Annotated in this window: 20 protein-coding genes and 1 pseudogene; 15 read left to right on the top strand and 6 right to left on the bottom strand. The window is 58.0% G+C overall.

Translation table 11 applies throughout. From position 1 onward, the window contains the following. Positions 1 to 25: 25 nt before the first annotated feature. The 15 genes and pseudogenes from atpD (at position 26) to ACYZT6_RS27185 (ending at position 16,279) form a co-directional block, all read left to right on the top strand. A complete protein-coding gene (gene atpD, locus ACYZT6_RS27255; RefSeq protein WP_008155715.1) occupies positions 26 to 1,405 on the top strand; it encodes a F0F1 ATP synthase subunit beta in 1,380 nt (459 codons plus the stop codon). Between the two features lie 45 nt (positions 1,406 to 1,450). Then, complete coding sequence (locus tag ACYZT6_RS27250) at positions 1,451 to 1,876, top strand: F0F1 ATP synthase subunit epsilon (protein ID WP_462029360.1); 426 nt, start codon at positions 1,451 to 1,453, stop codon at positions 1,874 to 1,876. A gap of 116 nt (positions 1,877 to 1,992) precedes the next feature. After that, complete coding sequence (gene glmU / locus ACYZT6_RS27245; protein WP_462029359.1) at positions 1,993 to 3,360, top strand: bifunctional UDP-N-acetylglucosamine diphosphorylase/glucosamine-1-phosphate N-acetyltransferase GlmU; 1,368 nt, start codon at positions 1,993 to 1,995, stop codon at positions 3,358 to 3,360. 225 nt (positions 3,361 to 3,585) lie between these two features. Further along, positions 3,586 to 4,365, top strand: a complete 780-nt coding sequence (locus ACYZT6_RS27240) for a DeoR/GlpR family DNA-binding transcription regulator (protein WP_462030023.1) — start codon at positions 3,586 to 3,588, stop codon at positions 4,363 to 4,365. A gap of 1 nt (position 4,366) precedes the next feature. Next, entirely contained in the window at positions 4,367 to 6,199 is a 1,833-nt protein-coding gene (gene glmS, locus ACYZT6_RS27235; RefSeq protein WP_462029358.1) for a glutamine--fructose-6-phosphate transaminase (isomerizing), read from the top strand. 765 nt (positions 6,200 to 6,964) lie between these two features. Continuing rightward, positions 6,965 to 7,711, top strand: a complete 747-nt coding sequence (locus ACYZT6_RS27230) for a response regulator (protein WP_462029357.1) — start codon at positions 6,965 to 6,967, stop codon at positions 7,709 to 7,711. After that, positions 7,708 to 8,772, top strand: a complete 1,065-nt coding sequence (locus ACYZT6_RS27225) for an ATP-binding protein (protein ID WP_462029356.1) — start codon at positions 7,708 to 7,710, stop codon at positions 8,770 to 8,772. Before ACYZT6_RS27230 ends, ACYZT6_RS27225 begins: the two co-directional genes overlap by 4 nt. 490 nt (positions 8,773 to 9,262) lie before the next feature. After that, on the top strand, positions 9,263 to 9,967 hold the full coding sequence (locus ACYZT6_RS27220) for a glycosyltransferase family 25 protein (RefSeq protein ID WP_462029355.1): 705 nt from the start codon (positions 9,263 to 9,265) through the stop codon (positions 9,965 to 9,967). An 83-nt stretch (positions 9,968 to 10,050) separates the two neighbouring features. Then, a complete protein-coding gene (locus ACYZT6_RS27215) occupies positions 10,051 to 10,389 on the top strand; it encodes a YceK/YidQ family lipoprotein (protein ID WP_462029354.1) in 339 nt (112 codons plus the stop codon). Between the two features lie 83 nt (positions 10,390 to 10,472). Beyond that, the gene (locus ACYZT6_RS27210) at positions 10,473 to 11,375 is read left to right on the top strand and encodes a LysR family transcriptional regulator (protein WP_462029353.1); all 903 of its coding nucleotides are present in this window, start codon (positions 10,473 to 10,475) and stop codon (positions 11,373 to 11,375) included. Positions 11,376 to 11,505: 130 nt separating this feature from the next. Next, on the top strand, positions 11,506 to 12,132 hold the full coding sequence (locus tag ACYZT6_RS27205) for a glutathione S-transferase family protein (RefSeq protein ID WP_462029352.1): 627 nt from the start codon (positions 11,506 to 11,508) through the stop codon (positions 12,130 to 12,132). A 63-nt stretch (positions 12,133 to 12,195) separates the two neighbouring features. Next, positions 12,196 to 14,226 carry a 2Fe-2S iron-sulfur cluster-binding protein gene (locus tag ACYZT6_RS27200; RefSeq protein WP_462029351.1) on the top strand — a complete coding sequence of 677 codons (2,031 nt, stop codon included), beginning with the start codon at positions 12,196 to 12,198 and terminating at the stop codon, positions 14,224 to 14,226. A gap of 477 nt (positions 14,227 to 14,703) precedes the next feature. Then, positions 14,704 to 15,081 (top strand): DUF6124 family protein, encoded by a 378-nt coding sequence (locus ACYZT6_RS27195; protein WP_462029350.1) that lies wholly within the window; start codon positions 14,704 to 14,706, stop codon positions 15,079 to 15,081. Positions 15,082 to 15,188: 107 nt separating this feature from the next. Then, a pseudogene (locus ACYZT6_RS27190) lies at positions 15,189 to 15,422 on the top strand (2Fe-2S iron-sulfur cluster-binding protein); the annotation flags it as partial. 479 nt (positions 15,423 to 15,901) lie between these two features. After that, positions 15,902 to 16,279: a DUF6124 family protein gene (locus ACYZT6_RS27185; protein WP_462029349.1), complete on the top strand. Its 378-nt coding sequence runs from the start codon at positions 15,902 to 15,904 to the stop codon at positions 16,277 to 16,279. A gap of 104 nt (positions 16,280 to 16,383) precedes the next feature. On the opposite strand, the gene ACYZT6_RS27180 is transcribed toward ACYZT6_RS27185, so the two are convergent. Genes ACYZT6_RS27180 through ACYZT6_RS27155 form a run of 6 tightly spaced genes read right to left on the bottom strand, consistent with a single transcriptional unit; the run spans position 16,384 to position 23,484 of the window. Further along, positions 16,384 to 17,514: a glycosyltransferase family 4 protein gene (locus ACYZT6_RS27180; RefSeq protein ID WP_462029348.1), complete on the bottom strand. Its 1,131-nt coding sequence runs from the start codon at positions 17,512 to 17,514 to the stop codon at positions 16,384 to 16,386. Between the two features lies 1 nt (position 17,515). Beyond that, positions 17,516 to 18,646: a glycosyltransferase family 4 protein gene (locus ACYZT6_RS27175; protein ID WP_462029347.1), complete on the bottom strand. Its 1,131-nt coding sequence runs from the start codon at positions 18,644 to 18,646 to the stop codon at positions 17,516 to 17,518. Continuing rightward, positions 18,630 to 19,997: a glycosyltransferase family 4 protein gene (locus tag ACYZT6_RS27170; protein ID WP_462029346.1), complete on the bottom strand. Its 1,368-nt coding sequence runs from the start codon at positions 19,995 to 19,997 to the stop codon at positions 18,630 to 18,632. Before ACYZT6_RS27170 ends, ACYZT6_RS27175 begins: the two co-directional genes overlap by 17 nt. Further along, on the bottom strand, positions 19,994 to 21,244 hold the full coding sequence (locus ACYZT6_RS27165) for an ABC transporter ATP-binding protein (RefSeq protein ID WP_462029345.1): 1,251 nt from the start codon (positions 21,242 to 21,244) through the stop codon (positions 19,994 to 19,996). The genes ACYZT6_RS27170 and ACYZT6_RS27165 overlap by 4 nt, the downstream gene beginning before the upstream one ends. Next, a complete protein-coding gene (locus ACYZT6_RS27160) occupies positions 21,244 to 22,041 on the bottom strand; it encodes an ABC transporter permease (RefSeq protein ID WP_462029344.1) in 798 nt (265 codons plus the stop codon). The genes ACYZT6_RS27165 and ACYZT6_RS27160 overlap by 1 nt, the downstream gene beginning before the upstream one ends. Further along, positions 22,042 to 23,484 carry a mannose-1-phosphate guanylyltransferase/mannose-6-phosphate isomerase gene (locus ACYZT6_RS27155; RefSeq protein ID WP_462029343.1) on the bottom strand — a complete coding sequence of 481 codons (1,443 nt, stop codon included), beginning with the start codon at positions 23,482 to 23,484 and terminating at the stop codon, positions 22,042 to 22,044. Positions 23,485 to 23,487 lie beyond the last annotated feature (3 nt).

Below are 23,487 nucleotides of genomic sequence, written 5' to 3'. Positions count from 1 at the left end.
GTTCAAATATTCAGAGGATCCAGCTATGAGTAGCGGACGTATCGTTCAAATCATCGGCGCCGTTATCGACGTGGAATTTCCACGCGACAGCGTACCGAGCATCTACAACGCGCTGAAAGTAGTGAGCGCGGCTGAAACCACTCTCGAAGTTCAGCAACAGCTGGGCGACGGCGTGGTTCGTACCATTGCGATGGGTTCCACCGAAGGCTTGAAGCGCGGTCTGGAAGTCACCGACTCTGGCGCTGCCATCTCCGTACCGGTCGGTAAAGCGACGCTGGGCCGGATCATGGACGTACTGGGTAACCCGATCGACGAAGCTGGTCCGATTGACACCGAAGAGCGCTGGGGCATTCACCGTCCTGCGCCAACCTTCGCTGAACAAGCGGGCGGCAACGACCTGCTGGAAACCGGCATCAAGGTTATCGACCTGGTTTGCCCGTTCGCCAAGGGTGGTAAAGTCGGTCTGTTCGGTGGTGCCGGTGTAGGCAAAACCGTAAACATGATGGAACTGATCCGTAACATCGCCATCGAGCACAGCGGTTATTCCGTGTTCGCCGGTGTGGGTGAGCGTACTCGTGAGGGTAACGACTTCTACCACGAGATGAAGGATTCCAACGTTCTGGACAAAGTGGCACTGGTTTACGGTCAGATGAACGAGCCGCCGGGTAACCGTCTGCGCGTCGCTCTGACTGGCCTGACCATGGCCGAGAAGTTCCGTGACGAAGGTAACGACGTTCTGCTGTTCGTCGACAACATCTATCGTTACACCCTGGCCGGTACTGAAGTATCCGCACTGCTGGGCCGTATGCCTTCCGCAGTAGGTTACCAGCCGACCCTGGCCGAAGAGATGGGTACTCTGCAAGAGCGCATCACTTCGACCAAAAACGGTTCGATCACCTCGATCCAAGCGGTATACGTACCTGCGGATGACTTGACTGACCCGTCGCCAGCGACCACCTTCGCCCACTTGGACGCCACCGTCGTTCTGTCCCGTGACATCGCTTCCCTGGGTATCTACCCAGCGGTCGATCCACTCGACTCGACTTCGCGCCAGCTGGACCCGAACGTAATCGGCCAGGACCACTACGACACCGCTCGCGGCGTACAGTATGTTCTGCAACGTTACAAAGAACTGAAGGACATCATTGCGATCCTGGGTATGGACGAGCTGTCGGAAGCCGACAAGCAGTTGGTAAACCGTGCTCGTAAGATCCAGCGTTTCTTGTCGCAGCCGTTCTTCGTGGCTGAAGTCTTCACCGGTGCATCGGGTAAATACGTTTCCCTGAAGGACACCATTGCTGGCTTCAAAGGCATCCTCAACGGTGACTACGACCACCTGCCAGAACAAGCGTTCTACATGGTCGGCGGCATCGAAGAAGCGATCGAGAAAGCCAAGAAACTGTAATCCCGGCGCCCGGCAACGGGCGCTAATTTAGGTTGAGGCAATCAGATGGCTATGACAGTCCATTGCGATATCGTCAGCGCGGAAGGGGAAATCTTCTCCGGCCTGGTCGAGATGGTGATTGCGCACGGTGCACTGGGTGATCTTGGTATCGCCCTGGGCCACGCGCCGCTGATCACTAATCTCAAGCCTGGCCCGATCCGCCTGGTCAAGCAGGGCGGGGAAGAGGAGGTGTATTACATCTCCGGTGGTTTCCTCGAGGTTCAGCCGAACATGGTCAAGGTTCTTGCCGACACCGTGCAACGTGCTGCCGACCTGGATGAAGCTTCTGCTCAGCAAGCCGTTCAGGCTGCCGAGAAAGCCTTGCATGAACGTGGCGCCGAGTTCGATTACGGTTCTGCTGCTGCACGTCTGGCCGAGGCGACAGCTCAGCTGCGCACCGTCCAGCAGATCCGCAAGAAGTTTGGCCACTAATAGGCCATTGCTTGTTGCGCGATTGATTAAAAAGGGTAGCCTCGGCTACCCTTTTTTCTTTTCCGATTTTCATAACCTGGTCGCAGCCGCTGACCACCCAGGATTGGTAGCCAGTCATGTCTCTTGAAATCGTTATCCTCGCTGCCGGCCAAGGCACTCGCATGCGTTCGGCGTTGCCGAAAGTCCTGCACCCGATTGCCGGCAACTCGATGCTTGGCCATGTTATCCACAGCGCCCGGCAACTTGATCCACAGCGCATCCACGTGGTGATTGGCCATGGCGCCGAAGCGGTGCGCGAGCGCCTGGCGGCGGAAGATCTGAATTTCGTCCTTCAGGACCAACAGCTGGGTACCGGTCATGCGGTGGCTCAGGCCGTACCGTTCATCGAGTCCGACACCGTGCTTATCCTGTACGGTGACGTACCGTTGATTGAAGTCGAAACCCTGCAACGTCTGCTCAAGAAGGTCGCGGCACAACAGCTGGGCTTGCTCACCGTCGAGCTGGATGACCCGACCGGTTACGGCCGCATCGTCCGCGATGCCACCGGCAAGGTCACGGCGATCGTCGAGCAGAAAGACGCCAACGAAACCGAGCGCGCAATCACTGAAGGTAACACCGGCATCCTGGCGCTGCCTTTCGCGCAACTGGGCGGCTGGATGAGCCGTCTCTCCAACAACAATGCCCAGGGCGAGTACTACCTGACTGACGTGATCGCGATGGCGGTCAGCGATGGTCTGGTGGTGGCCACCGAGCAACCCCATGACGCCATGGAAGTGCAGGGCGCCAACGATCGCAAGCAGCTCGCCGAACTCGAACGTCATTATCAGTTGCGCGCCGGTCGCCGTTTGATGGCTCAAGGCGTGACCCTGCGTGACCCGGCACGTTTCGACGTGCGCGGTGAAGTCACCGTCGGCCGCGACGTGCTGATCGATATCAACGTGATCCTCGAAGGCAAGGTCGTCATTGAAGATGACGTGGTGATCGGCCCGAACTGTGTGATCAAGGACAGCACCCTGCGCAAAGGCGTGGTGATCAAGGCCAACAGCCATATCGAAGGCGCGATCCTGGGCGAAGGTAGCGATGCCGGTCCATTCGCACGCCTGCGCCCGGGTACGGTGCTTGAGGCGCGTGCGCATGTGGGTAACTTCGTCGAGCTGAAAAACGCTCACCTGGGCGAAGGCGCGAAGGCCGGTCATTTGACCTATCTGGGTGATGCCGAGATCGGCGCGCGCACCAACATTGGCGCGGGCACCATCACCTGTAATTACGACGGCGCCAACAAATGGAAAACGGTGTTGGGTGAAGATGTGTTCATCGGTTCCAACAACTCGTTGGTAGCGCCTGTGGATATCTCTTCCGGTGCGACGACGGCGGCCGGCTCGACCATTACGCAGAATGTGGATAACGAGCAGTTGGCGGTGGGTCGAGCGCGTCAGAAGAACATTGATGGCTGGAAACGGCCGGTGAAAATCAAAAAGAGCTGAGTTATCCACAGCGCTTTGCGGCGGTTTTGAGATCGCCTTCGCGGGCAAGCCTCGCTCCTACCTGAGTAGAGTCGTTCACAGATTCTGTGAATAGCTGAAAACTTGTAGGAGCGAGGCTTGCCCGCGAAGCTTTTATCCACAGATAAATTTTCTTGTGCAGACTTGACGAAGTTTCGCCAATAGGTTTTGATTGCTTCCGTTATCTTTCGAATCGAAACTTACCCGATCATGTCGAAACGCAATACACCTCAACGTCGTCACAATATCCTCGCCTTGCTCAGTGAGCAGGGGGAAGTCAGCGTGGATGAGTTGGCCAAGCGCTTCGAAACTTCGGAAGTTACGGTTCGCAAGGATTTAGCCGCACTTGAGAGTAATGGCCTGTTGCTGCGCCGTTATGGCGGAGCGATCACTATGCCTCAGGAGTTGGTCGCCGACATCGGCCAACCGGTCTCCAAATACAAGCAGGCCATTGCCCGCGCTGCCGTTACGCGGATTCGCGAGCATGCGCGCATCATCATTGACAGCGGCAGCACCACCGCTGCCATGATCCCGGAACTCGGTCAGCAACCGGGACTGGTGGTGATGACCAACTCGCTGCACGTTGCCAATGCGTTGAGCGAACTCGAACACGAACCGGTGCTGTTGATGACCGGTGGCACCTGGGACCCGCATTCCGAGTCCTTTCAGGGGCAGGTCGCCGAGCAGGTACTTCGCTCTTACGATTTCGACCAGTTGTTTATCGGTGCCGATGGCATCGATCTGGTTCGCGGTACCACCACCTTCAATGAATTACTGGGTCTGAGCCGAGTCATGGCTGACGTCACCCGTGAAGTGATCGTGATGGTGGAGGCCGACAAGATCGGCCGCAAGATTCCCAACCTGGAGTTGCCCTGGAGCAGCGTCCATACCCTTATTACCGATGAACGCCTGCCGGTTGCGGCACGCGATCAGATTCAGGCCCGCGGCATCAATTTGATTTGCGCGGCTGTCAGTCAGGAGAAATAGCATGTGTGGAATTGTCGGCGCAGTTGCAGAACGTAATATCACCGCCATCCTGCTCGAAGGCCTCAAGCGCCTGGAATACCGTGGCTATGACAGCGCCGGTGTGGCGGTCTTCACCAATGACGAAAAGCTTGAGCGCATGCGTCGTCCGGGCAAGGTCGGCGAGCTGGAAATTGCCCTTGAAGCCGAACCGCTGGTCGGTCGCCTCGGCATCGCCCACACCCGCTGGGCCACTCACGGTGCGCCGTGCGAGCGCAACGCGCACCCGCATTTCTCCGGTGACCTGGCCGTGGTGCACAACGGCATCATCGAAAACCACGAAGCCCTGCGCGAACAGCTGAAAGCACTGGGCTACGTGTTCACTTCGGACACCGACACCGAAGTCATCGCTCACCTGCTGAACCACAAACTCAAGGATCTGCGCGATCTGACCGTGGCCCTCAAAGCCACTGTTAAAGAGCTGCACGGTGCTTATGGTCTGGCGGTTATCAGTGCTCATCAGCCGGATCGTCTGGTTGCAGCTCGCAGCGGCAGCCCGTTGGTGATTGGTCTGGGCCTGGGTGAGAACTTCCTCGCTTCCGATCAGTTGGCCCTGCGTCAGGTCACTGACCGCTTCATGTACCTGGAAGAAGGCGATATCGCCGAAATTCGCCGCGACAGCGTGCACATCTGGGACGTGAACGGCCAAGCCGTCGAGCGTGAAACCGTGCAGTATCGCGACGGTGCCGAAGCGGCTGACAAAGGCGAGTTCCGCCACTTCATGCTCAAAGAAATCCACGAGCAACCGGCCGTGGTTCAACGCACCCTCGAAGGTCGTCTGAGCCCGAACGGTGTCTTGGTACAGGCTTTCGGTCCACAGGCAGCCGAGTTGTTCGCCAAAGTGCGCAACGTACAGATCGTCGCCTGCGGCACCAGCTACCACGCCGGTATGGTTGCCCGTTACTGGCTGGAAGAACTGGCCGGTATCCCGTGCCAGGTCGAAGTGGCCAGCGAGTTCCGCTACCGCAAAGTCGTGGTGCAGCCGGACACTCTGTTCGTCACCATCTCCCAGTCCGGCGAAACCGCCGACACCCTGGCCGCCCTGCGCAACGCCAAGGAACTGGGTTTCCTCGCCAGCCTGGCGATCTGCAACGTCGGCATCAGCTCGCTGGTGCGTGAATCCGACCTGACCCTGCTGACCCAGGCCGGTCGCGAGATCGGCGTGGCCTCGACCAAAGCGTTCACCACCCAATTGGTCGGCCTGCTGTTGCTGACCCTGTCCCTCGGCCAGGTTCGCGGCACGTTGGCCAAAGGCGTCGAAGCCACCCTGGTTGAAGAACTGCGTCGTCTGCCAACCCGCCTGGGCGAAGCTCTGGCCATGGACAGCACCGTGGAGAAAATCGCCGAGCTGTTTGCCGAGAAGAACCACACCCTGTTCCTCGGTCGTGGCGCGCAATTCCCGGTGGCGATGGAAGGGGCCCTGAAACTCAAGGAAATCTCCTACATCCACGCTGAAGCCTACCCGGCTGGCGAACTGAAACACGGCCCGCTGGCGCTTGTGGATAACGACATGCCCGTGGTCACCGTGGCGCCGAACAACGAACTGCTGGAGAAGTTGAAATCCAACCTCCAGGAAGTCCGCGCCCGTGGCGGCGAGCTGATCGTCTTCGCCGATGAAAAAGCCGGCATGACCAACGGCGAAGGCACCCACGTTGTCCAAATGCCGCACATCCACGACATCCTGTCGCCGATCCTTTACACCATCCCGCTGCAGTTGCTGTCGTATTACGTGGCGGTGTTGAAAGGTACGGACGTTGACCAGCCGCGAAATCTGGCGAAGTCGGTGACGGTGGAATAAGTTATCCACAGCTGACTGGCCGAAACCCCCGTATTTACGGGGGTTTCTTTTTTGGGCTGAGCTCTCTTCCAGATTCGCCGTGTGTGAATTTCGGAAGATGTTGTGCCTATGCGCGCGCAGTATCCAATGCTGCCACGAGAAGTGCTCAAGCAATCGCAAGCTCTATCGGAGTGCGATACCCCAGATATCCAAAGACAGTGCTTCCTTGCGTTATGACCACGGATTTTTTATTAACAATATAAAAACCGATGACAGTTTCAAATCCGTAACGGTTATTACGCCCCCCATACCCCGTTCTTAGCAAAAAATCCTCATCTCCACCTTATCTCCACAAAACCTCCCGCAAAACAACATGATCCCCTGCACACAATGCAACCCGCTGCAGAAACGCCGGAGATGGGGTTTCTCCGTTGTCAATCTATAACGGCAAGAAATGGAGCAAGTATGTCTTTCAATGACCCAAGCAGCCTCTATGCAGCCAGCAGAAAGTTGTATGTCACCGGTAATCATGTTGCGAATACTGGTTCAAATTCTCGCGCGCAGAAAACGCGGACGTATACTCTGCGCCCAAACTGGAAAGCGGCAGCAACGGTCATTTCTACCGCGAACGAGATGTTAGGCACTCTTTCGCAAGCGCTTTAACCAACTGCATGCCTTACACGCAGTCGCCGGAAAATCTGTAGTTGATCGACGTGCGCGAATTCTGATGGCAGCCACCGTGGGATTATGTGCGCGACAGACGATTTTAAATTCATCGAGCAAAACATGAATGACTTCTCTGCTCTATCCCACCTGACGAGAAATGCCAGAGAAACGCACGCACTCATTTTGATTGCGGAGGACGACCCTGATATAGCGGACATTCTGATTGCCTATTTGAAACGCAGCGGCTTTCGCACGGCCCATGCGCTCGACGGGAAACGAGCCCTGCAGATGCATCAGACCCTCAAGCCCGACCTGATGCTGCTGGATGTGCTGATGCCGAACCTGGACGGCTGGAAGGTGCTGGCGGAGGTTCGCCATCGAGGCAACACACCGGTGATCATGCTTACGGCGCAGGATCAGGACGTGGACAAACTGATGGGGCTGCGTATCGGTGCCGACGACTACATCGTCAAACCGTTCAACCCGGCAGAAGTGGTCGCCCGGACCCAGGCGGTATTACGACGCTCCATCGATTACAAGCATGGCAGCGGCACGAGCGTGCTGCGGGTGGATGCATTTGAAATCGACATCGAAAGCCATGAAGTTACCGTGTGCATCGACGGTAACAAGGTGCCGCTTGTCTTGACGGCAACGGAATTCAAGTTGCTGGTTCAGTTGGCAAAGTCTCCGAAAAAAGTGCTCAGTCGGGCAGAGCTTTTAGCCACCAGTTCTCCAGAGAGTGACAGTCTTGAACGTACCGTCGACAGTCACATCAGCAAGTTGCGCAGAAAGATTGAAGATTTGGGTTTACAGGGTGTGCCAGCCAGTATCCGAGGCGTCGGCTACCGGTTCGGGAGTATCGCGTGAAAATGCTCAATGGCTTGAGCGGCCAGATCATTTTTTCCATGTCAGCCGTGGTGTTGTGCGTTATCACCTTGGCGGTGATCGGCTCGTATGTATTTTATGCATTGTTATGGACATTCTGGCCGCTCTCCAACGAGGAGCTGGATCAATGGATGCCTTCAAATATTGAATGGGTATGGATGGGCTTGACCACCTTTGTCAGCTTGGCCGTGGGATGTATCGTTGCCGTGAAGTTATCTCGACGAATTCTCATGCCGTTGAACTCTGTCGCCGCGAGCCTTCGAAAGTTGGCAAATGGCGATCTTGAAGTACTGGCCGTTGCCGGTGACCAATCAATAGGCGAAGCGGCCTTGTTAGTCGATGACTTTAATAGCATGGCCAAACGATTGAAGCGCATGGCGGAAGAACAGGCTTTTTGGAATGCGGCTATTGCGCACGAACTGCGCACGCCCCTCACTATCTTACGCGGCCGTCTGCAGGGGTTGGCTGAAGGGGTATTCGAATCGGACACTTTGCAGTTCTGCAGCCTGCTGAATCAGGTGGAGGGGTTGACCCGGTTGGTTGAAGACCTTCGGGTGGTCGGCTTGGCGGACAGCGGTTATCTCGAGCTGAACCTGTGCGAAGCCAACCTGGCGACCGAAATAGAAGACGCTATCCGGTTGTTCGAGCCCAGCCTGCAGGCAGCTGGTTTTGTCCTGCAACTGTATCTGCAAAGACGCCCAGTCCGCTGCGACCCGGCGAGGATCCGCCAAGCACTACTAGCACTGCTGGACAATATTCGACGGCACGCGACACCAGGGAACGTCGTCGTTCATCTGTCCACCCGAGATCAGATCAGTTACCTGAGAGTCAGAGATGACGGCCCCGGCATTGATGAGCGCTGTGCCATGCAAATATTTGAAGCGTTCAAACGCGGTGACAACTCGCGCTCCCGGGCTCAGTGTGGCAGTGGATTGGGTCTGGCGGTAGTGCGCGCCATCGCCCTCGCACACGGAGGAACCGTTACCTGCCGAAACGTGGAAAACGGGGGAACCTTGTTCGAACTTAGCTGGCATGCCAGATAAAAAATCATATATGAAAAAGTACATGTATATTTTGAGACTCAAGCGAAGAATCAATTATCGACACTTTGCCTTGCTGGACCCCGATGGTGTTTGTATCGCATTAATTAGCTGTGGCAATCAACCAAAAAATGGGTACTGGGTAGAGGTCAAAGAAGTCAATCTAACTTGGTTGGGCCGAGCTCTCCCCAGCAAGTCCTAGATAGTTTATTAATTGCGGGAAGTCGAGCAATGGTTACCGCGCGTCAACATTAAGATCTCATCTCCATCGTATCTCCACACACCCTCCTACAAAAATCCATCTTCTTTCCGCACAATCAACTTGTCTATCACCGACCATTACATCAGGTATCCACGTCGGTTATTGAGCCTCCGCAAATAATTGGCGGACACAGGTGATGCGACAGCCGCTCCCCTTTCACAACCAAATCCCGGCTTTTAGCTGAACAGCACGATCAGGACTTGCTATGTCTTTTAAAACTGGAGCTTTCTCATGAACGCAGTTATTGACAACGTATTACCGAAAAAAAAGGATTTGAGTCAACTGCAAATTGATGGCGTTTTCTGCATCAGTCTTCGCAAGCGGGCTGATCGCCGTGTGCTGTTGAGTCTCCAGTTCGAAGGAAGTGGACTGGACATTGAGTTTGTGGTTGTGGACCGTGATGACGAAAATCCAGAACGAGGCTGTTTTGAATCCCACATCAAATGCGCGACGTTAGCCCTGCAGCGAAACTACCAGCGCGTACTGATTCTCGAGGATGACGCAACGCTGGTTTCGTTTAACCAGAGTCAAGTAAAGCAGATGAACGCGTTTATGAACCTGCGCGAGCCCGAGTTGCTCTACTTGGGCGCGAACCTTGGGAAAGTTTGGCTGACCTGGAAAAGAGGAATTGCACGAGTCCGGGCAAAGGGAACACATGCCTACATTCTGTCCAATAGGGGATGCCGACATCTGTTAGGACACGCCCCCTATACTGGCATCGCGATCGATAACGTTTATTCCAAAAATTTTAAAGCCTATATGGCGTTCCCGATGCTGAGCCAGCAGCAGCCTGGGGAAGTTGTTTCAAGTGACGTGCAAGTTCAATCCGCAGATGGGAAGTCTCCATCTGCAGCCTACTGGCGGGAGAACTGGCGGAAGCAGTACACACAAGCATTCAAAAATATCGGGAAGACGATATTGTTCCACAAACTTTGAACGGACATGGACGTGGTTGTCGTTACCGTATAGGCAGGCAAAGTAGTCGAACGATCGGTTGTTGCTAATAGATGGAGCTGTGCATGATAAATACACGTAGCATCTTACTCGTAGCTCTAGGTTTGTTACTTTCGGGGTGCGGTACGATTAATACGGTTTTTCGTTCGGATGAGGTGGCTGGGCACAATCTCAAAGAGAGGGGAACCAATTGTGACTCAATTCCGCGTGTTTACAGTGGGGTTTTTTACGACTTGTGTATTCTGCATGCCCCCCCTGATGTGGGTAAGAAGTTTTCCGTCACGCTTGGTCTTATTCCGGTGGAGATTATAGATTTCATACCGTCTGCAGTTCTTGATACGCTTGTCCTGCCTTATACGATTTATCGTCAAAATACGGATGGCAATATAGAAATTCCTAATTAGAGGTGATCTGGAATAATCGCCATCCGAAATAATCCGCGATTCCGGATGCCAGGGAATCAACTCCCTCCCACTAGGACTTTGCCATGGACAGATTCCAGGAAATGCAGGTCTTCGCCGCCGTCGCTCAGGACCAAGGCTTCTCTGCGGCAGCACGGCGTTTGGGGATGTCGGCGGCCAGTGTCACCCGGGCCGTGGCGGCGCTGGAGAAACGCATTGGCACGCAGTTGCTCACCCGCACCACCCGCAGTGTGCATTTGAGCGAGGCGGGGCAGCGTTTTCTGGAGGACTGTCGGAGGATTCTCGCCGAGGTGCAGGAAGCCGAAGATTCAGCGGCCGGCAGTCACGCCCAGCCCCGTGGGCAATTGACGATCACCGCGCCAGTATTATTCGGTGAGTTGTTCGTCACGCCGCTCACGGTCGGTTACCTCAATCAGTTTCCTGAAGTCACCATCAATGCGCTGCTCGTCGACCGGGTGGTGAGCATGGTCGAGGAAGGCATCGATGTGGCTGTACGCATCGGTGAGTTGCCTGACAGCAATCAGCATGCGATCCGAGTGGGCGAGGTGCGGCGGGTGATTTGCGCCTCTCCGGAGTTTCTGGCGAAGCGCGGCAAGCCTTTGCACCCAAATGATTTAAACGGGGCGCCGATTATCGCCACCTCGTCCATTGGCCAACTGAGAACCTGGCCGTTTCTTGAGGCGGGGGAGCCACTGAGCGTTCGCCCGGAGCCGCGGCTCGTGGTCACGGCCAATCAAGCAGCCATTACCGCTGCGTGCCTGGGCCTCGGATTGACCCGAGTCCTGTCGTATCAGGTGGCGAGCAAGGTCGCGGCTGGTGAGCTGGAAATCGTTCTGGCTGACTTCGAACTGCCGCCATTGCCTATTCATGTGGTGTACCAGGGAGGGCGCAAGGCCCCGGTGCGGGTTCGCAGTTTTGTCGACTTCGCGGTGCAGGCGCTGCGTGAGCACCCGGCCCTGCACGGCTAACGGGTTATTGCGCTGGCTGAAATAATGGATTGCGTTTGCTGGTTATTCTGTTGTTTTGGTTGATGACGGAAGATCACTCCCATCGGCGCTGATCTTTCCTGAACGGCGCCACCACTTAGCGGAGTCGACCATGCAAGCCATCAAACTCTACAACTTCCCTCGCTCTGGCCACGCTCACCGTGTGGAGCTGATGCTGTCGCTGATGCAACTGCCAACCGAGCTGATCTTTGTCGATCTGGCCAAAGGCGCGCACAAGCAGGCGGATTACCTGGCACTCAATCCGTTAGGTCAGGTGCCGGCGATCGATGATCAAGGCGTGGTGCTGGCCGATTCCAACGCGATTCTGGTTTATCTGGCGCAGAAATACGGCAACGGTCGCTGGCTGCCAGCCGATCCGGTCGGTGCGGCCAGGGTTCAGCGCTGGTTGTCGATTGCCGCCGGGCCGATTGCCTTTGGCCCGGCAAGAGCCAGGCTGATTACGGTGTTTGGTGCGTCTTACAACGCCGAAGAAGTGATCGCCTACTCCCACACTTGGCTCAAAGCGATCGATAAGGAACTGGCCGCCACGCAATACCTTGTCGGCAACGAGCCAACCATCGCCGATGTCTCGGCCTACAGCTACATCGCCCATGCTCCGGAAGGCAACGTGTCGCTGGATGACTACGCCAACATCCGTGCCTGGCTGGCGCGCATCGAAGCCTTGCCAGGGTTTGTCGGCATGCCGCGCACCGTCGCCGGTTTGCAAAAAACTGCCTGAAGCTCACGGCCCGACTCAGTCGGGCCGTTTTGGTTGCGCGATGAGCGCAGGGGAGAAGCCGTTATGGACCGTTCACCTTGGCACGCAGGCGAGAAACAGTTGCAGGCTCACGTGGGTGTGGCCGAGCGAATGGACACATTGGGTCGTAGGGTGATTCGCGGCGAGATGCCGGATCAGCACCGCCAGTTCTATCAGCAATTGCCGTTCATGCTGTACGGCGCGGTGGATGCTGACGGCAACCCTTGGGCCAGTATTCTGGAAGGGACGCCGGGTTTTGCTCATTCTCCAGCGCCTGCGCTGTTGCAGTTCGCCAGCCTGCCCGGCAGCGACGACCCAGCGCAGTTGCAAGAAGGCGCGGCAATCGGACTGCTCGGTATCGAACTGCACACCCGGCGTCGCAACCGTATGAATGGCCGAGTCGGCGCTGTGACCGCGAGCGGCTTCGGCGTGACGGTGGAGCAGTCCTTCGGCAATTGCCCGCAATACATCCAATTGCGCCAGTTTCGCTCGGTGCCTTTGGCGGATCCGACGACCCGTGTCGCGCAGCACCTCAATGCGCTGGATGACGCAGCCCAAGCGATGATCTCGGGCGCCGATACCTTCTTTGTCGCCAGTTATGTGGACGTCGACGGCCAACGCTCGGTGGATGTTTCTCATCGCGGTGGCCAGGCCGGTTTCGTCCAGGTGGAAGGCAATCGCCTGACCATCCCGGACTTCGCTGGCAACCTGTTCTTCAACACCTTGGGCAACCTGCTGATCAATCCTCGTGCCGGGTTGCTGTTCATCGATTTCAATTCGGGCGACTTGCTGCACCTCAGCGGCCGCACGCAAGTCATTCTCGAAGGCCCGCAGGTCGAAGCCTTTCAAGGGGCGGAGCGGTTGTGGATATTCGAGGTGGAGCGCGTGGTGCGTCGGCCGGCGGCGCTGGCCTTGCGCTGGCGTTTTGACGGCGTGTCGCCCACCAGTTTGCTGACCGGCACCTGGGCCCAGGCCAACGCTCGCCTGCAAGCCAAGGCCCTGGGCGATCACTGGCGGCCGCTGCGGGTGGCGCGCATCGAACAGGAAAGCCACAACATCCGTTCGATCTATCTGGAGCCTGCCGATGACGCCGGGTTGCCGGTGTTTCAGGCCGGGCAGCATTTGCCCCTGCGATTCAAGATTGCGGGCGATGTGCATATCCGCACGTATAGCCTGTCGAGCGCGCCGTCCGATGACTTTTTCCGCATCAGTGTGAAGCGTGAAGGCCTTGTGTCTTCGCACTTGCACGAGCAGATCCGTGTCGGCGATGTGCTGGAAGCCCGCGCGCCTCAGGGGCATTTCACCGTGGCAGCCAATGACCGGCGGCCGCTGGTGCTGTTGGCCGCTGGTGTCGGCATCACGCCGCTGCTGTCGATGGTGCGTGAGGTGGTTTATCAAGGCCTGCGCACGCGGGGCATCCGCCCGACCTGGTTTTTCCAGAGTTCGCGAACCTTGGCCGATCAACCGTTTCGTCCTGAGCTGGACCGCTTGCTTGATGGCCTCGGTGATGCGGTGCGCGTGCTGCGGTTGCTTAGTCAGCCGGAGCCGGATGCCCTCGAGGGTGAAGATTTCGACCTGACCGGGCGGATTGACGGCGACCTGCTCAAGACGATCCTCGAGGTGGAAGACTACGACCAAGTGGATTTTGTCCTCTGCGGCCCAGGCAGTTTTACCCAAGCGCTGTACGACACCCTGCGGGACATGGACATTCGCGACGCAAGGATTCATGCCGAAACCTTTGGCCCGTCGACGCTGCGGCGCACGCCGGACCCGGACGCCGTGGTCATTGAGCAACCACCGGCCGCTACGGTTTCGGTGCCCGTGGTGTTCCAGCGCTCGGCCAAAGAGGCGCGCTGGCAGCCGGAGGGCGGCAGTTTGCTGGAGTTGGCGGAAAGCCGTGGATTGCGCCCGGAATTCAGCTGCCGCGGTGGTTCATGCGGGACCTGCAAGACTCGCCTGATCAGCGGGGAGGTGAATTATCCACAGCCCCCGGCGGAAGTGCCTGATGCTGGAGAAGTGCTGATCTGTTGCGCGGTACCGGCGCAGGGTTCGCAGCCGTTGGTGCTGGATTTATAACCAATCGGGAATACACAGAAGATCCCCTGTGGGAGCGAGCCTGCTCGCGATAGCGGTGTGTCAGGCAACTTCAATGTTGAATGTTAAACAGCCATCGCGAGCAGGCTCGCTCCCACATTGGGGCCGATGTTGGCCTGAAAAATACTGTGAACGTCCTACAGCCGTTGCTGTTCTGGAGGACGATTCCGACACGTTCTAGCGGTTGTTGTGTCGGAAGTCGGGGGGATAGGCTTTGGGTGTCGCTGCAGATCAGCGTCCAGGCGTCGCGGCCTGAATCAGCTTACTTGGTGCATAATCACCCGCCTCAACCGACCAGCCTTCAGTGTTTGTCGTTTGGTCTTATGGTGGCTGTGCGCGGGATACCTTCGGGTATGCCGGGTTTCCAAGTAGCTCGGTCCGCGAACCTGCGTACAGCTGCCACCTACCATCGCGTCGCGGCGATCAGTGGCGGCTCCATTACTTACTTGGAGCTTCACCATGTTCAAAGAAACCCCGAATCCCCCACAAACCGATGACGTTTCCCCCTACGAATCCTTCGATTCCAAAAAACTCAACGACGCCGCCGAACGTGCGCTGGATCACTACCTAAACCCCGCCGCCCTCAAATCCCCTGCCACCCGCAAACCCAGCACGATGTTTTTGATTGCACCGGATATCAAAGACGAAGACCTGCTGGCCCATACCTGCGAGTCGCTGGCCCAGGCCAGCGTAATGGCGAGTGATTTCGCGGACTATCTGGAAGGCCCGCACCGGCACAAGGCAATGGCGATTCAACAGATCGTCATGCTGGCGGAACTGGCAGCAAACCGGATGCTGGATAACGTCGCCGTACCCAAACCTTCGCCACACAGCTGATCCCCTGTAGGAGCGAGCCTGCTCGCGATGCGGTGTGTCATTCAGCATTGATATCGACTGACACGCCGCCATCGCGAGCAAGCTCGCTCCCACATCGGTTACGGGTAGAAGAGGCGCGCTGGCAGCCGGAGGGCGGTAGTTTGCTGGAGCTGGCGGAAAGCCGTGGATTGCGCCCGGAATTCAGCTGCCGCGGCGATTCATGCGGAACCTGCAAGACCCGCTTGATCAGCGGGGAGGTGAGTTATCCACAGCCTCCGGCAGAGGTGCCTGATGCTGGAGAGGTGCTGATTTGTTGCGCGGTGCCGGCGCAGGGTTCGCAGCCGTTGGTGCTGGATTTATAACCAATCGGGAATACACAGAAGATCCCCTGTGGGAGCGAGCCTGCTCGCGATAGCGGTGTGTCAGGCAACTTCAATGTTGAATGTTAAACAGTCATCGCGAGCAGGCTCGCTCCCACATTGGGGCCGATGTTGGCCTGAAAAATACTGTGAACGTCCTACAGCCGTTGCTGTTCTGGAGGACGATTCCGACACGTTCTAGCGGTTGTCGTGTCGGAAGTCGGGGGGATAGGCTTTGGAGGTCGCTGCACATCAGCGACCGGGTCTGGAAAACCCGAAGATAATAGGCATGTCCCTCGTGGCATACTGTGGCGCTTTTTCTGGCTTCAGTTTGAGTTATGGCGGCTGTGCGTGGGAGACCTTCGGGTCTGCCGGGTTTTGACCTTTTATCTCGGTTTTTCCAGTCCGCGTACAGCTGCCACCTTTTCGTCTGGAAAACGAAATATGGCGGCTCCACTTCCATAGCTCAAAAGGTCTTAGCCATGATTAAAGAAACACCAAATCCCCCGGAAACCGACGACGTTTCCCCCTACGAATCCATCGACTCCAAAAAACTCAACGAAGCCGCCGAGCGCGCGTTGGATCACTACCTGAACCCCTCCGCCCTCAAATCCCCTGTGGCCCGCAAGCCAAGCACAATGTTCATGATCGCGCCGGATATCAAAGACGAAGACCTTCTGGCCCACACTTGCGAGTCGTTGGCCCAGGCCAGCGTGATGGCAAGTGATTTTGCAGGGTATCTGGAAGGGCCGCACCGGCACACGGCGATGGCGATACAGCAGATCGTCATGCTGGCCGAGCTGGCGGTGAACCGAATGCTCGATAACGTCGTCATACCAAAACCCGCGCCACACCGCTGATCCCCTGTAGAAGCGAGCCTGCTCGCGATGCGGTGTGTCATTCAACATTGATATCGACTGACACGCCGCCATCGCGAGCAGGCTCACTCCTACAAAAAAAGCTGTTACGCGTAGGACAGGGATTTCTCTTCCAGCAGTTCTTCATACAGCGCCGACCACTTGCGGCCCATTTCATCGGCGGTGAATAACTGCCGATAACGCGCCTCAGCCTTCACGCCCATTTCTGCCGCACGCACCGGGTTTTCCCACAACGCACGCATCGCTTCACGGAATGCCTGTGGATTACTGGGCGGCACCACCAGCCCGGTTTCGTTGTGAATGTTGATGTAGCTGGTGCCGGTGCCGATTTCGCTGGAGATCATCGGTTTACCGTACATCGCGCCTTCGAGCAGCGAGATGCCGAACGCTTCCGAGCGTAGATGCGACGGAAACACCACGGCGTAACTCAACTCCAGCAAGGCAACCTTGTCCTCGTCACCCAAACGCCCGAGGAAGTGCAGGTTCTGCAAACCCAATGCCTTGGCCTGTGCATGCAGTTCGGCTTCCAGTGGTCCGGCGCCGACGATCACCACCGGATAATTCAGCCCTTGCATCGCTTCGAGCAGAATATGCAGGCCCTTGTAGTAACGCATGACGCCGACGAACAGGAAGAACCGGTCACCCAACTGTTTACGCCAGCGTTCGGTACGTTCAGCTTCGGGCTGTGGATAACCTGACTTGTCCAGCCCGTAGGTGATGACTCGGGTTTTCTCGCGGTACTCCTGAAGCACATCACTGGTATGAAGGTAGTTAGGAGAAGCCGCGACGATTCGGTCGGCGCTGTCCAGAAAACGACGCATCAATGGACGGTAGAGCTTGAGCAAATGGCGTTGACGAATGATGTCCGAGTGGTAACTCACCACGCAGGGTTTTTTAGTGGCACTGAGAAAATGCACCAGGTCCATGAAGGGCCAGGGGAAGTGGTAGTTGATCACGTCGGCCTCAGCCGCCAGCTCACGAAACTGCTTGAAGACGCTGTAGGAAAAACCGGTGGAGGCCAGTTGAAAATCCATCCGGGCCTGATGAACCTGGTGCTGACGGATCTGCAACGCGCCAGGTGCCGGGTTGTTGCTCAACGTCAGTACCGTGCTGTCGACCGAGTGCCGCGCACCGCTCTCGCACAGCTGAAAAATGACCTGTTCGATGCCACCCATCGAGTCCGGCAGGTAGGTCTTATAAAAGTGCAGTACGCGCATATCAGTCTCCCATAGCCTGGCGGTAAGCGCGGGCCGTGGCCTTCGCGCAACGCTCCCAGGAAAAAAGCTTCGCTTGTTGCAAACCGGCTTCGCGACATGCCTGCCAATGCAGCGGGTCGTCGATAAGTCGGCTCATGGCATCGCGCAAGTTGTCTGGATCGTCAGGCGTTACGTAGTTGCCTGCGGCGCCCGCGACCTCAGGCATGGCCGAATGATTGGTCAGAATTACCGGTGTCCCGCTGGCCATGGCTTCCAGAACGGGCAGGCCGAACCCTTCGTACAACGAAGGAAAGATCAATGCGCGGGCGCCGGCCAGCAGCTGTGCCAGAGCCTCATCGGGTAGATACCCGAGCAGGCACACATCGCCGGTGGCCAGGGCTGCGCGCAACTCGTCACTGAACTGCTCGCCCTGCCAACCGGCCATGCCGGCGATCAGTAGTGGAAAACGCTGGCGCACGGCTTCCGGCAATCGGGCGTGGGCACGCAGGGCCAGCGTCAGGTTCTTGCGCGGCTCCAGGGTGCCGACGCACAGGAAGTATTCCCGCGCCTCGACGCCGTGGGCCTTGAGCACCTCATCGATGACTTCAGGTTCCCGTGGGTGGAAACGTGCGGCCACGCCCAGCGGCGCGACGACAAAACGCTCGGCCGGCAGCGCGAAATGCGCCTGGGCCTCGTCGGCGATGTACTGCGAGTCGGTGAGAATCAGACTTGCCCGCTGCACGCCATCGGCCAACCGTCGCTCGATTTCTCGCAAGCGCGAGGGTGGTTGCGTCTCGGGGTAGTGCAGGTGCGTCAGGTCATGCAGGGTGATGACCGTCGGGCCGTCGAACGACAGCGGCCACAGGCTCGGTTCGTGATAGAGGTCGATGGTCGGCGAGCGACCCTGGTCGAAGCGTTTCTGCTCCAGCCAGCGGCGGGCCTGATAGGCCCCCGGAATCTGTCGCAGCAGCGGCGTCAGTCGCGAATAACCGGGCATGGCGGCTTCCGGCAAGTCCGAGCTCCAGCCCCAACCGTGGAACAGCGCCAGTTCGACATCGGGCTCACCCGCAAGGGCGTTCGCCAGTTCGGCAACGTAATGGCCGATACCGGTGCGCGGGGCTTGAAGGATCCGGGCGTTAAGGGCAATTCGCATGTTGCCTCTCTTGCACGGCCGGCGCTTCTACCAGATTGCGCAGGGTTCTTTCGGCCAGTTGCGCACTGGCTTCCTGCCAGCCGATCCACTGCCAGTCCGCCACATTGCGAGCGGCCGGGAATTGCCCGGAGCGTTCGAAACCGGTGACCAGGTCGGCCAGGCTTTGCGGCTCGGCCAGGTCAAAGTACGCCATGAACTCGCCGCCGATTTCACGGAAGACCGGGATGTCGCTGCCCATCGCCGGTAAACCGCGCTGCATCGCTTCGACCAAGGGCAGGCCGAAGCCTTCGACCCAGGATGGAAACACCAGCGCGCTGGCGTGGGAATAGGCGTGTTCGAGGCTGGTGTCACTCAGATCGTTGAACATGAACAACCGTTGGTTCAGCTGCGGGTGATTGCGCACGCGGGCGAGCAGGGCGTCGCATTTCCAGCCGATGCGCCCGGCGATGCACAGCCGGGCTTGAGAACCTGAGGCCCAGGCGCGTTCGAAAGCGTCGAGCAGGTAATCGTGGTTTTTACGCGGCTCGATGGTGCTGACCATCAAAAACACCGGTTCCGGGGTTTTGAATACACGGGTCAGGCGCGGCTCGATGGCGGCGGTGGCTTCGCTCAGGTCCAGTTCGGAACCCAGATGAAAATAGTCGAACCACAGCGTATTGGCTTTGGCCGGACCCAGCCGACGCTGCAATTCCTCACGCACCTGATCGCGCACCGTGGCGGATATCGCCACGTAGCCATCGGCAGTTTGGGTGACCCAGTTGAACCACTCATTGAAAATCTGCACCAGCCGCGTGTCGTAGAACTGCGGATGCGTCAGCGGGATGAGGTCGTAAATCACCGAAACAATGCCCACGCCTTCACGCTTGAGCTGTTCGACCACCGGGAACAGATCAGCATGCCAGGACGAGTCCAGCAGCACCAATTGATCCCCCGGTTGGTGCTGCAATGGCGTGCAACGTTTGGGCAGCTGATACTGGTTGATGCCGTCGATCAGACGCAACGGAATGCTGAAACAGCTGATCGCCGTGACGCGGTAGGCCACGTGCAGCAGGCGCTTGACCACTCGCGAGTTGCTGCGGTTGTGCAAGCGTTGGTGCAGTTGCCAGAAGCGATGAGCCAGCCGTCCCAATCGTCCACCGAACGTCATCAAGCCATCGAAAAACGGTATGTTCAACGCGCCGAGTTTCAGCACCCGATAGAGTTTGCCGTTGAGCATCACCACCGGGATGCACTCGACACCATCGATACTGTCCGGCAGTTGATTGATGACGTTACGCACCACCCGCTGAATGCCCGAATTGACCTTGGGGTGCTGGAACACATGGGTGCATTCCACCAGAAGACGCGTCACGGCGTGCGCTCCGAAACAATCGACCCGGAGCGGGTGATGGTGGTTTTCGCCGCCAGCCACGAGCAGCCGACGAAGTCTTCCTGCCGGTTGTTGATCACATGGAACACCAGCCCGTAATCGCGCCATTCGTAGTTGCGATCCAGGTGCGAGTCCAGCCGCGACAGGCTCAGGGACACGGAATAGTTGCCCTTGCCCAGGCCCATGACGAAGGCAAAACGGTACGTGTAGCGTTCTCCGGCGTGCAGATCGGTCAGGGCCTTGTCCTGGCGATGGGTGTTGATGCCATACATCATCTGACCCAGACGGTCCTTGAGGATGAAGCCGAGCACCAATCGCTCGATGTCCTGACGGACTTCGACCTGGACTTCCAGCACCACGGGCTGACCGACCTCGGCGGCGTCGATGGAACGTTCATTTTCGTCCAGCAACCGCACACTGAGGATGCCCGCTTCACCGGTACCGGAAACCGTTTGCACTTCCCCGTCCGCGAGCATTTCCTGACGCACGATCTGGCCTTCACGTTCGGCCATCATGGCGTTGTAATAGTCGAGGACCGCTTCCGGTTTGCCGTGCATGGCCATGCGGCCGTCCTTGAGCAGGATCGCCGAATCGCATATCGCCTGGATGGCCGAGCGGTCGTGGGACACGATCAGCAGGGTGGTGCCGGCCTTGCGGAAGCTGCGGATGCGCTCGAAGCTTTTGTGCTGGAAGTAGGCATCGCCCACGGACAGGGCTTCGTCGACGATCAGGATGTCCGGACGCCGTGCGGTGGCCACGCTGAACGCCAGGCGCATCTGCATGCCGCTGGAGTAGGTACGCACCGGGTGGTTGATGGCTTCGCCGATTTCCGCGAAATGTTCGATCTCGGGCATCAGCGCTTCAATCTCATCGACCTGCATGCCCAGCAATTGCCCGGCCATGATTGCATTCTGTCGGCCGGTAAAGTCCGGGTGAAACCCCATGCCCAGTTCCAGCAGCGCCGCTACCCGGCCTTCGAGCTCGATCGTGCCGCACGTAGCCTGGGTGGTGCCGGTGATCATCTTCAGCAAGGTGCTTTTGCCCGCGCCGTTGACCCCGACGATGCCCACCGCTTCACCGGGGGCAATCTCGAATTCGACGTCTTGCAGCACCCAGTGTTGGTGATGACGGATCGGCGAAAACGGGATCAACCACTCGGCCAGTCGGCTCCAGCGGGTCGGGTATTGCTTGTAGGCCTTGCCCAGGCCGGTGACGCGAATATGCCCCATCAGAGTTCATCCACCATTTCGCCGACGCGCTGGCGAAACAGCCGCAGCCCGATCAGACAGAACACCACGCCGGTGACAAAAATCGGCAGCAGCGAACTCCAGACCGGCCATTGGCCGTAAAGAAACATGTTTTGATAGCTGACGATCAGGTTGGTCAGGGGGTTGAGTTGCAGCAGGCGCTGAACCCAGTCCGGCAGGATGCTCATCGGGTACACAATGGGCGTCAGCCAGAACCAGAATTGCAGGCAGATGCCGAAGAGTTGCCCGACATCACGGAAGAATACATTCAACACGCCGAGGATCATTCCCAGCCCGGCACAGAACATCATTTGCAACGCCATCAGCGGTATCAACGCCAGCAACGCCATGCCCGGCCAACGACCAGTGAACAGCAGAAAAACCAGGAAAAGGCCGATGATGATCGCGAAGTTGATGCCGGCGTTGATCAATACAATCACCGGCAGGCAGACCCGCGGAAAGCTAATTTTCTTCAGCAGGTTGGCGTTTTCCAGAAACATGTTCTGGCTGCGCAGGGTGATTTCCGCAAACAGTCCCCAGGCGAGCAAACCGGCACACAGGTACACGCTGTAGGCCATGCTGTCATCCACACCCGGCAGGCGTGCGCGCATGATGTGCGAAAAAACCACGGTGTAGACGATGATCATCGACAGCGGGTTGAGCACGGGCCACAGGGCACCGAACAGCGAATTGCGATAACGCGCCTGAAACTCTCGCTGGACGCTACCGAGGATGAACCCTCGATGGCTGCACAGTGAGCGGTATAGGGAAAGCAGCATTCAAACCGTCCTGCCGTATTGGTCTTCGAAGCGAACGATATCGTCCTCTCCCAGGTATTCGCCGCTTTGCACTTCAATGATCACCAGGTCGATGACGCCAGGGTTTTCCAGGCGATGCTTGTGACCGGCGGCAATGAAGGTCGATTCGTTCTTGGCCACCAGATGGGTGCCGGTGCCGTTGTTGGTGACCTTGGCCATGCCTTCGACGACCACCCAGTGTTCATTGCGGTGGTGGTGCATCTGCAGCGACAACTTGGCGCCGGGCTTGACCACGATGCGCTTGATCTTGAAGCGCGGGCCTTCCTCGAGCACGGTGTAAGTACCCCAAGGCCGACTGACCGTACGGTGCAGGCGATAGGCCTCGTGCTTTTTGTCCTTGAGCTGCTTGGCCACCCGGCGCACATCCTGCGCACGATCGGCGTGGGCCACCAGCACCGCGTCGGCGGTGTCGATGATGATCAAGTTATCTACACCCACCGCCGCCACCAGCCGGTCTTCGCTCTGGACAAAGTTGTTGTGGCTGTCGATGAACACCGCGTCACCGCTGGCACGGTTGTTTTGCGTGTCCGCCGGCACCAGCGCGGCCACCGCGCTCCAGGAGCCGATATCGCTCCAGTCGAAACCGGCGGGCACCACGACCACTTTGTCGGAGCGTTCCATCAAGGCGTAGTCGATGGAAATATCCGTGATCTCGGCGAATAACGCCGGGGACAATTCCTGTTGCAGGCACCCGGCCGTTTCCACGGGGGCGCTTTGCGCCATGCAGGATTGCGTCTGCTCCAGCAGCTCTGGGGCATGAATCTGCAATTCGGCCAGCACGGTCGCGACCGAGAAGCAGAACATCCCCGAGTTCCACAGGAATTTGCCGCTTTCCAGGTAATGGGTGGCGGTTTGCAGATCCGGTTTTTCGACGAAGCGCTCCACCTTCGTGGCGCCTTTTCCATCCAGCGCCGCGCCGGTTTCGATGTAGCCGAAACCGGTCTCCGGGGCGGTCGGCACCACGCCGAATGTCACCAGGAATCCATCTTTGGCCAGCGCGACGGCGTGTTCGACCGCCGTTTTCAAAGCGTCTTCGTCAAGGATCAAATGGTCGGCAGGCATCACAACCATAATCGCTTCATCGCCGTGCAAGGCTTTCAGCGACAGCGCGGCAGCCGCGATAGCCGGGGCCGTATTGCGGCCTGTCGGCTCCAGCAGAAAGTGCCCGCGATGGCGATTTAGCTGCGCATCCTGATAGTGATCCTTGCTCTGGAAGTAGTAGTCGCGGTTGGTCACCGTGACGATATCGCCCCAGCCATCAAGCAGGCCGGCCGCACGCCGATAGGTCTTGCCCAGCAGCGACTGACCGTCGGGCAGGGTCATGAACGGCTTGGGATGGCCCTCGCGGGACACCGGCCACAAGCGAGTACCGGCACCGCCGGAGAGAATCACAGGAATCAGCATGGC

Source organism: Pseudomonas sp. RT6P73 (assembly GCF_054897715.1).
This window is presented reverse-complemented; position numbering and strand designations above follow the sequence as displayed.

Bases quoted from the DNA above. Each gene is read 5' to 3' on its own strand.
- atpD (WP_008155715.1), top strand. From the start codon at position 26: ATGAGTAGCGGACGTATCGTTCAAATCATCGGCGCCGTTATCGACGTG.
- ACYZT6_RS27250 (WP_462029360.1), top strand. From the start codon at position 1,451: ATGGCTATGACAGTCCATTGCGATATCGTCAGCGCGGAAGGGGAAATC.
- glmU (WP_462029359.1), top strand. From the start codon at position 1,993: ATGTCTCTTGAAATCGTTATCCTCGCTGCCGGCCAAGGCACTCGCATG.
- glmS (WP_462029358.1), top strand. From the start codon at position 4,367: ATGTGTGGAATTGTCGGCGCAGTTGCAGAACGTAATATCACCGCCATC.
- ACYZT6_RS27230 (WP_462029357.1), top strand. From the start codon at position 6,965: ATGAATGACTTCTCTGCTCTATCCCACCTGACGAGAAATGCCAGAGAA.
- ACYZT6_RS27220 (WP_462029355.1), top strand. From the start codon at position 9,263: ATGAACGCAGTTATTGACAACGTATTACCGAAAAAAAAGGATTTGAGT.
- ACYZT6_RS27215 (WP_462029354.1), top strand. From the start codon at position 10,051: ATGATAAATACACGTAGCATCTTACTCGTAGCTCTAGGTTTGTTACTT.
- ACYZT6_RS27210 (WP_462029353.1), top strand. From the start codon at position 10,473: ATGGACAGATTCCAGGAAATGCAGGTCTTCGCCGCCGTCGCTCAGGAC.
- ACYZT6_RS27205 (WP_462029352.1), top strand. From the start codon at position 11,506: ATGCAAGCCATCAAACTCTACAACTTCCCTCGCTCTGGCCACGCTCAC.
- ACYZT6_RS27200 (WP_462029351.1), top strand. From the start codon at position 12,196: ATGGACCGTTCACCTTGGCACGCAGGCGAGAAACAGTTGCAGGCTCAC.
- ACYZT6_RS27195 (WP_462029350.1), top strand. From the start codon at position 14,704: ATGTTCAAAGAAACCCCGAATCCCCCACAAACCGATGACGTTTCCCCC.
- ACYZT6_RS27185 (WP_462029349.1), top strand. From the start codon at position 15,902: ATGATTAAAGAAACACCAAATCCCCCGGAAACCGACGACGTTTCCCCC.
- ACYZT6_RS27180 (WP_462029348.1), bottom strand. From the start codon at position 17,514: ATGCGCGTACTGCACTTTTATAAGACCTACCTGCCGGACTCGATGGGT.
- ACYZT6_RS27175 (WP_462029347.1), bottom strand. From the start codon at position 18,646: ATGCGAATTGCCCTTAACGCCCGGATCCTTCAAGCCCCGCGCACCGGT.
- ACYZT6_RS27165 (WP_462029345.1), bottom strand. From the start codon at position 21,244: ATGGGGCATATTCGCGTCACCGGCCTGGGCAAGGCCTACAAGCAATAC.
- ACYZT6_RS27160 (WP_462029344.1), bottom strand. From the start codon at position 22,041: ATGCTGCTTTCCCTATACCGCTCACTGTGCAGCCATCGAGGGTTCATC.
- ACYZT6_RS27155 (WP_462029343.1), bottom strand. From the start codon at position 23,484: ATGCTGATTCCTGTGATTCTCTCCGGCGGTGCCGGTACTCGCTTGTGG.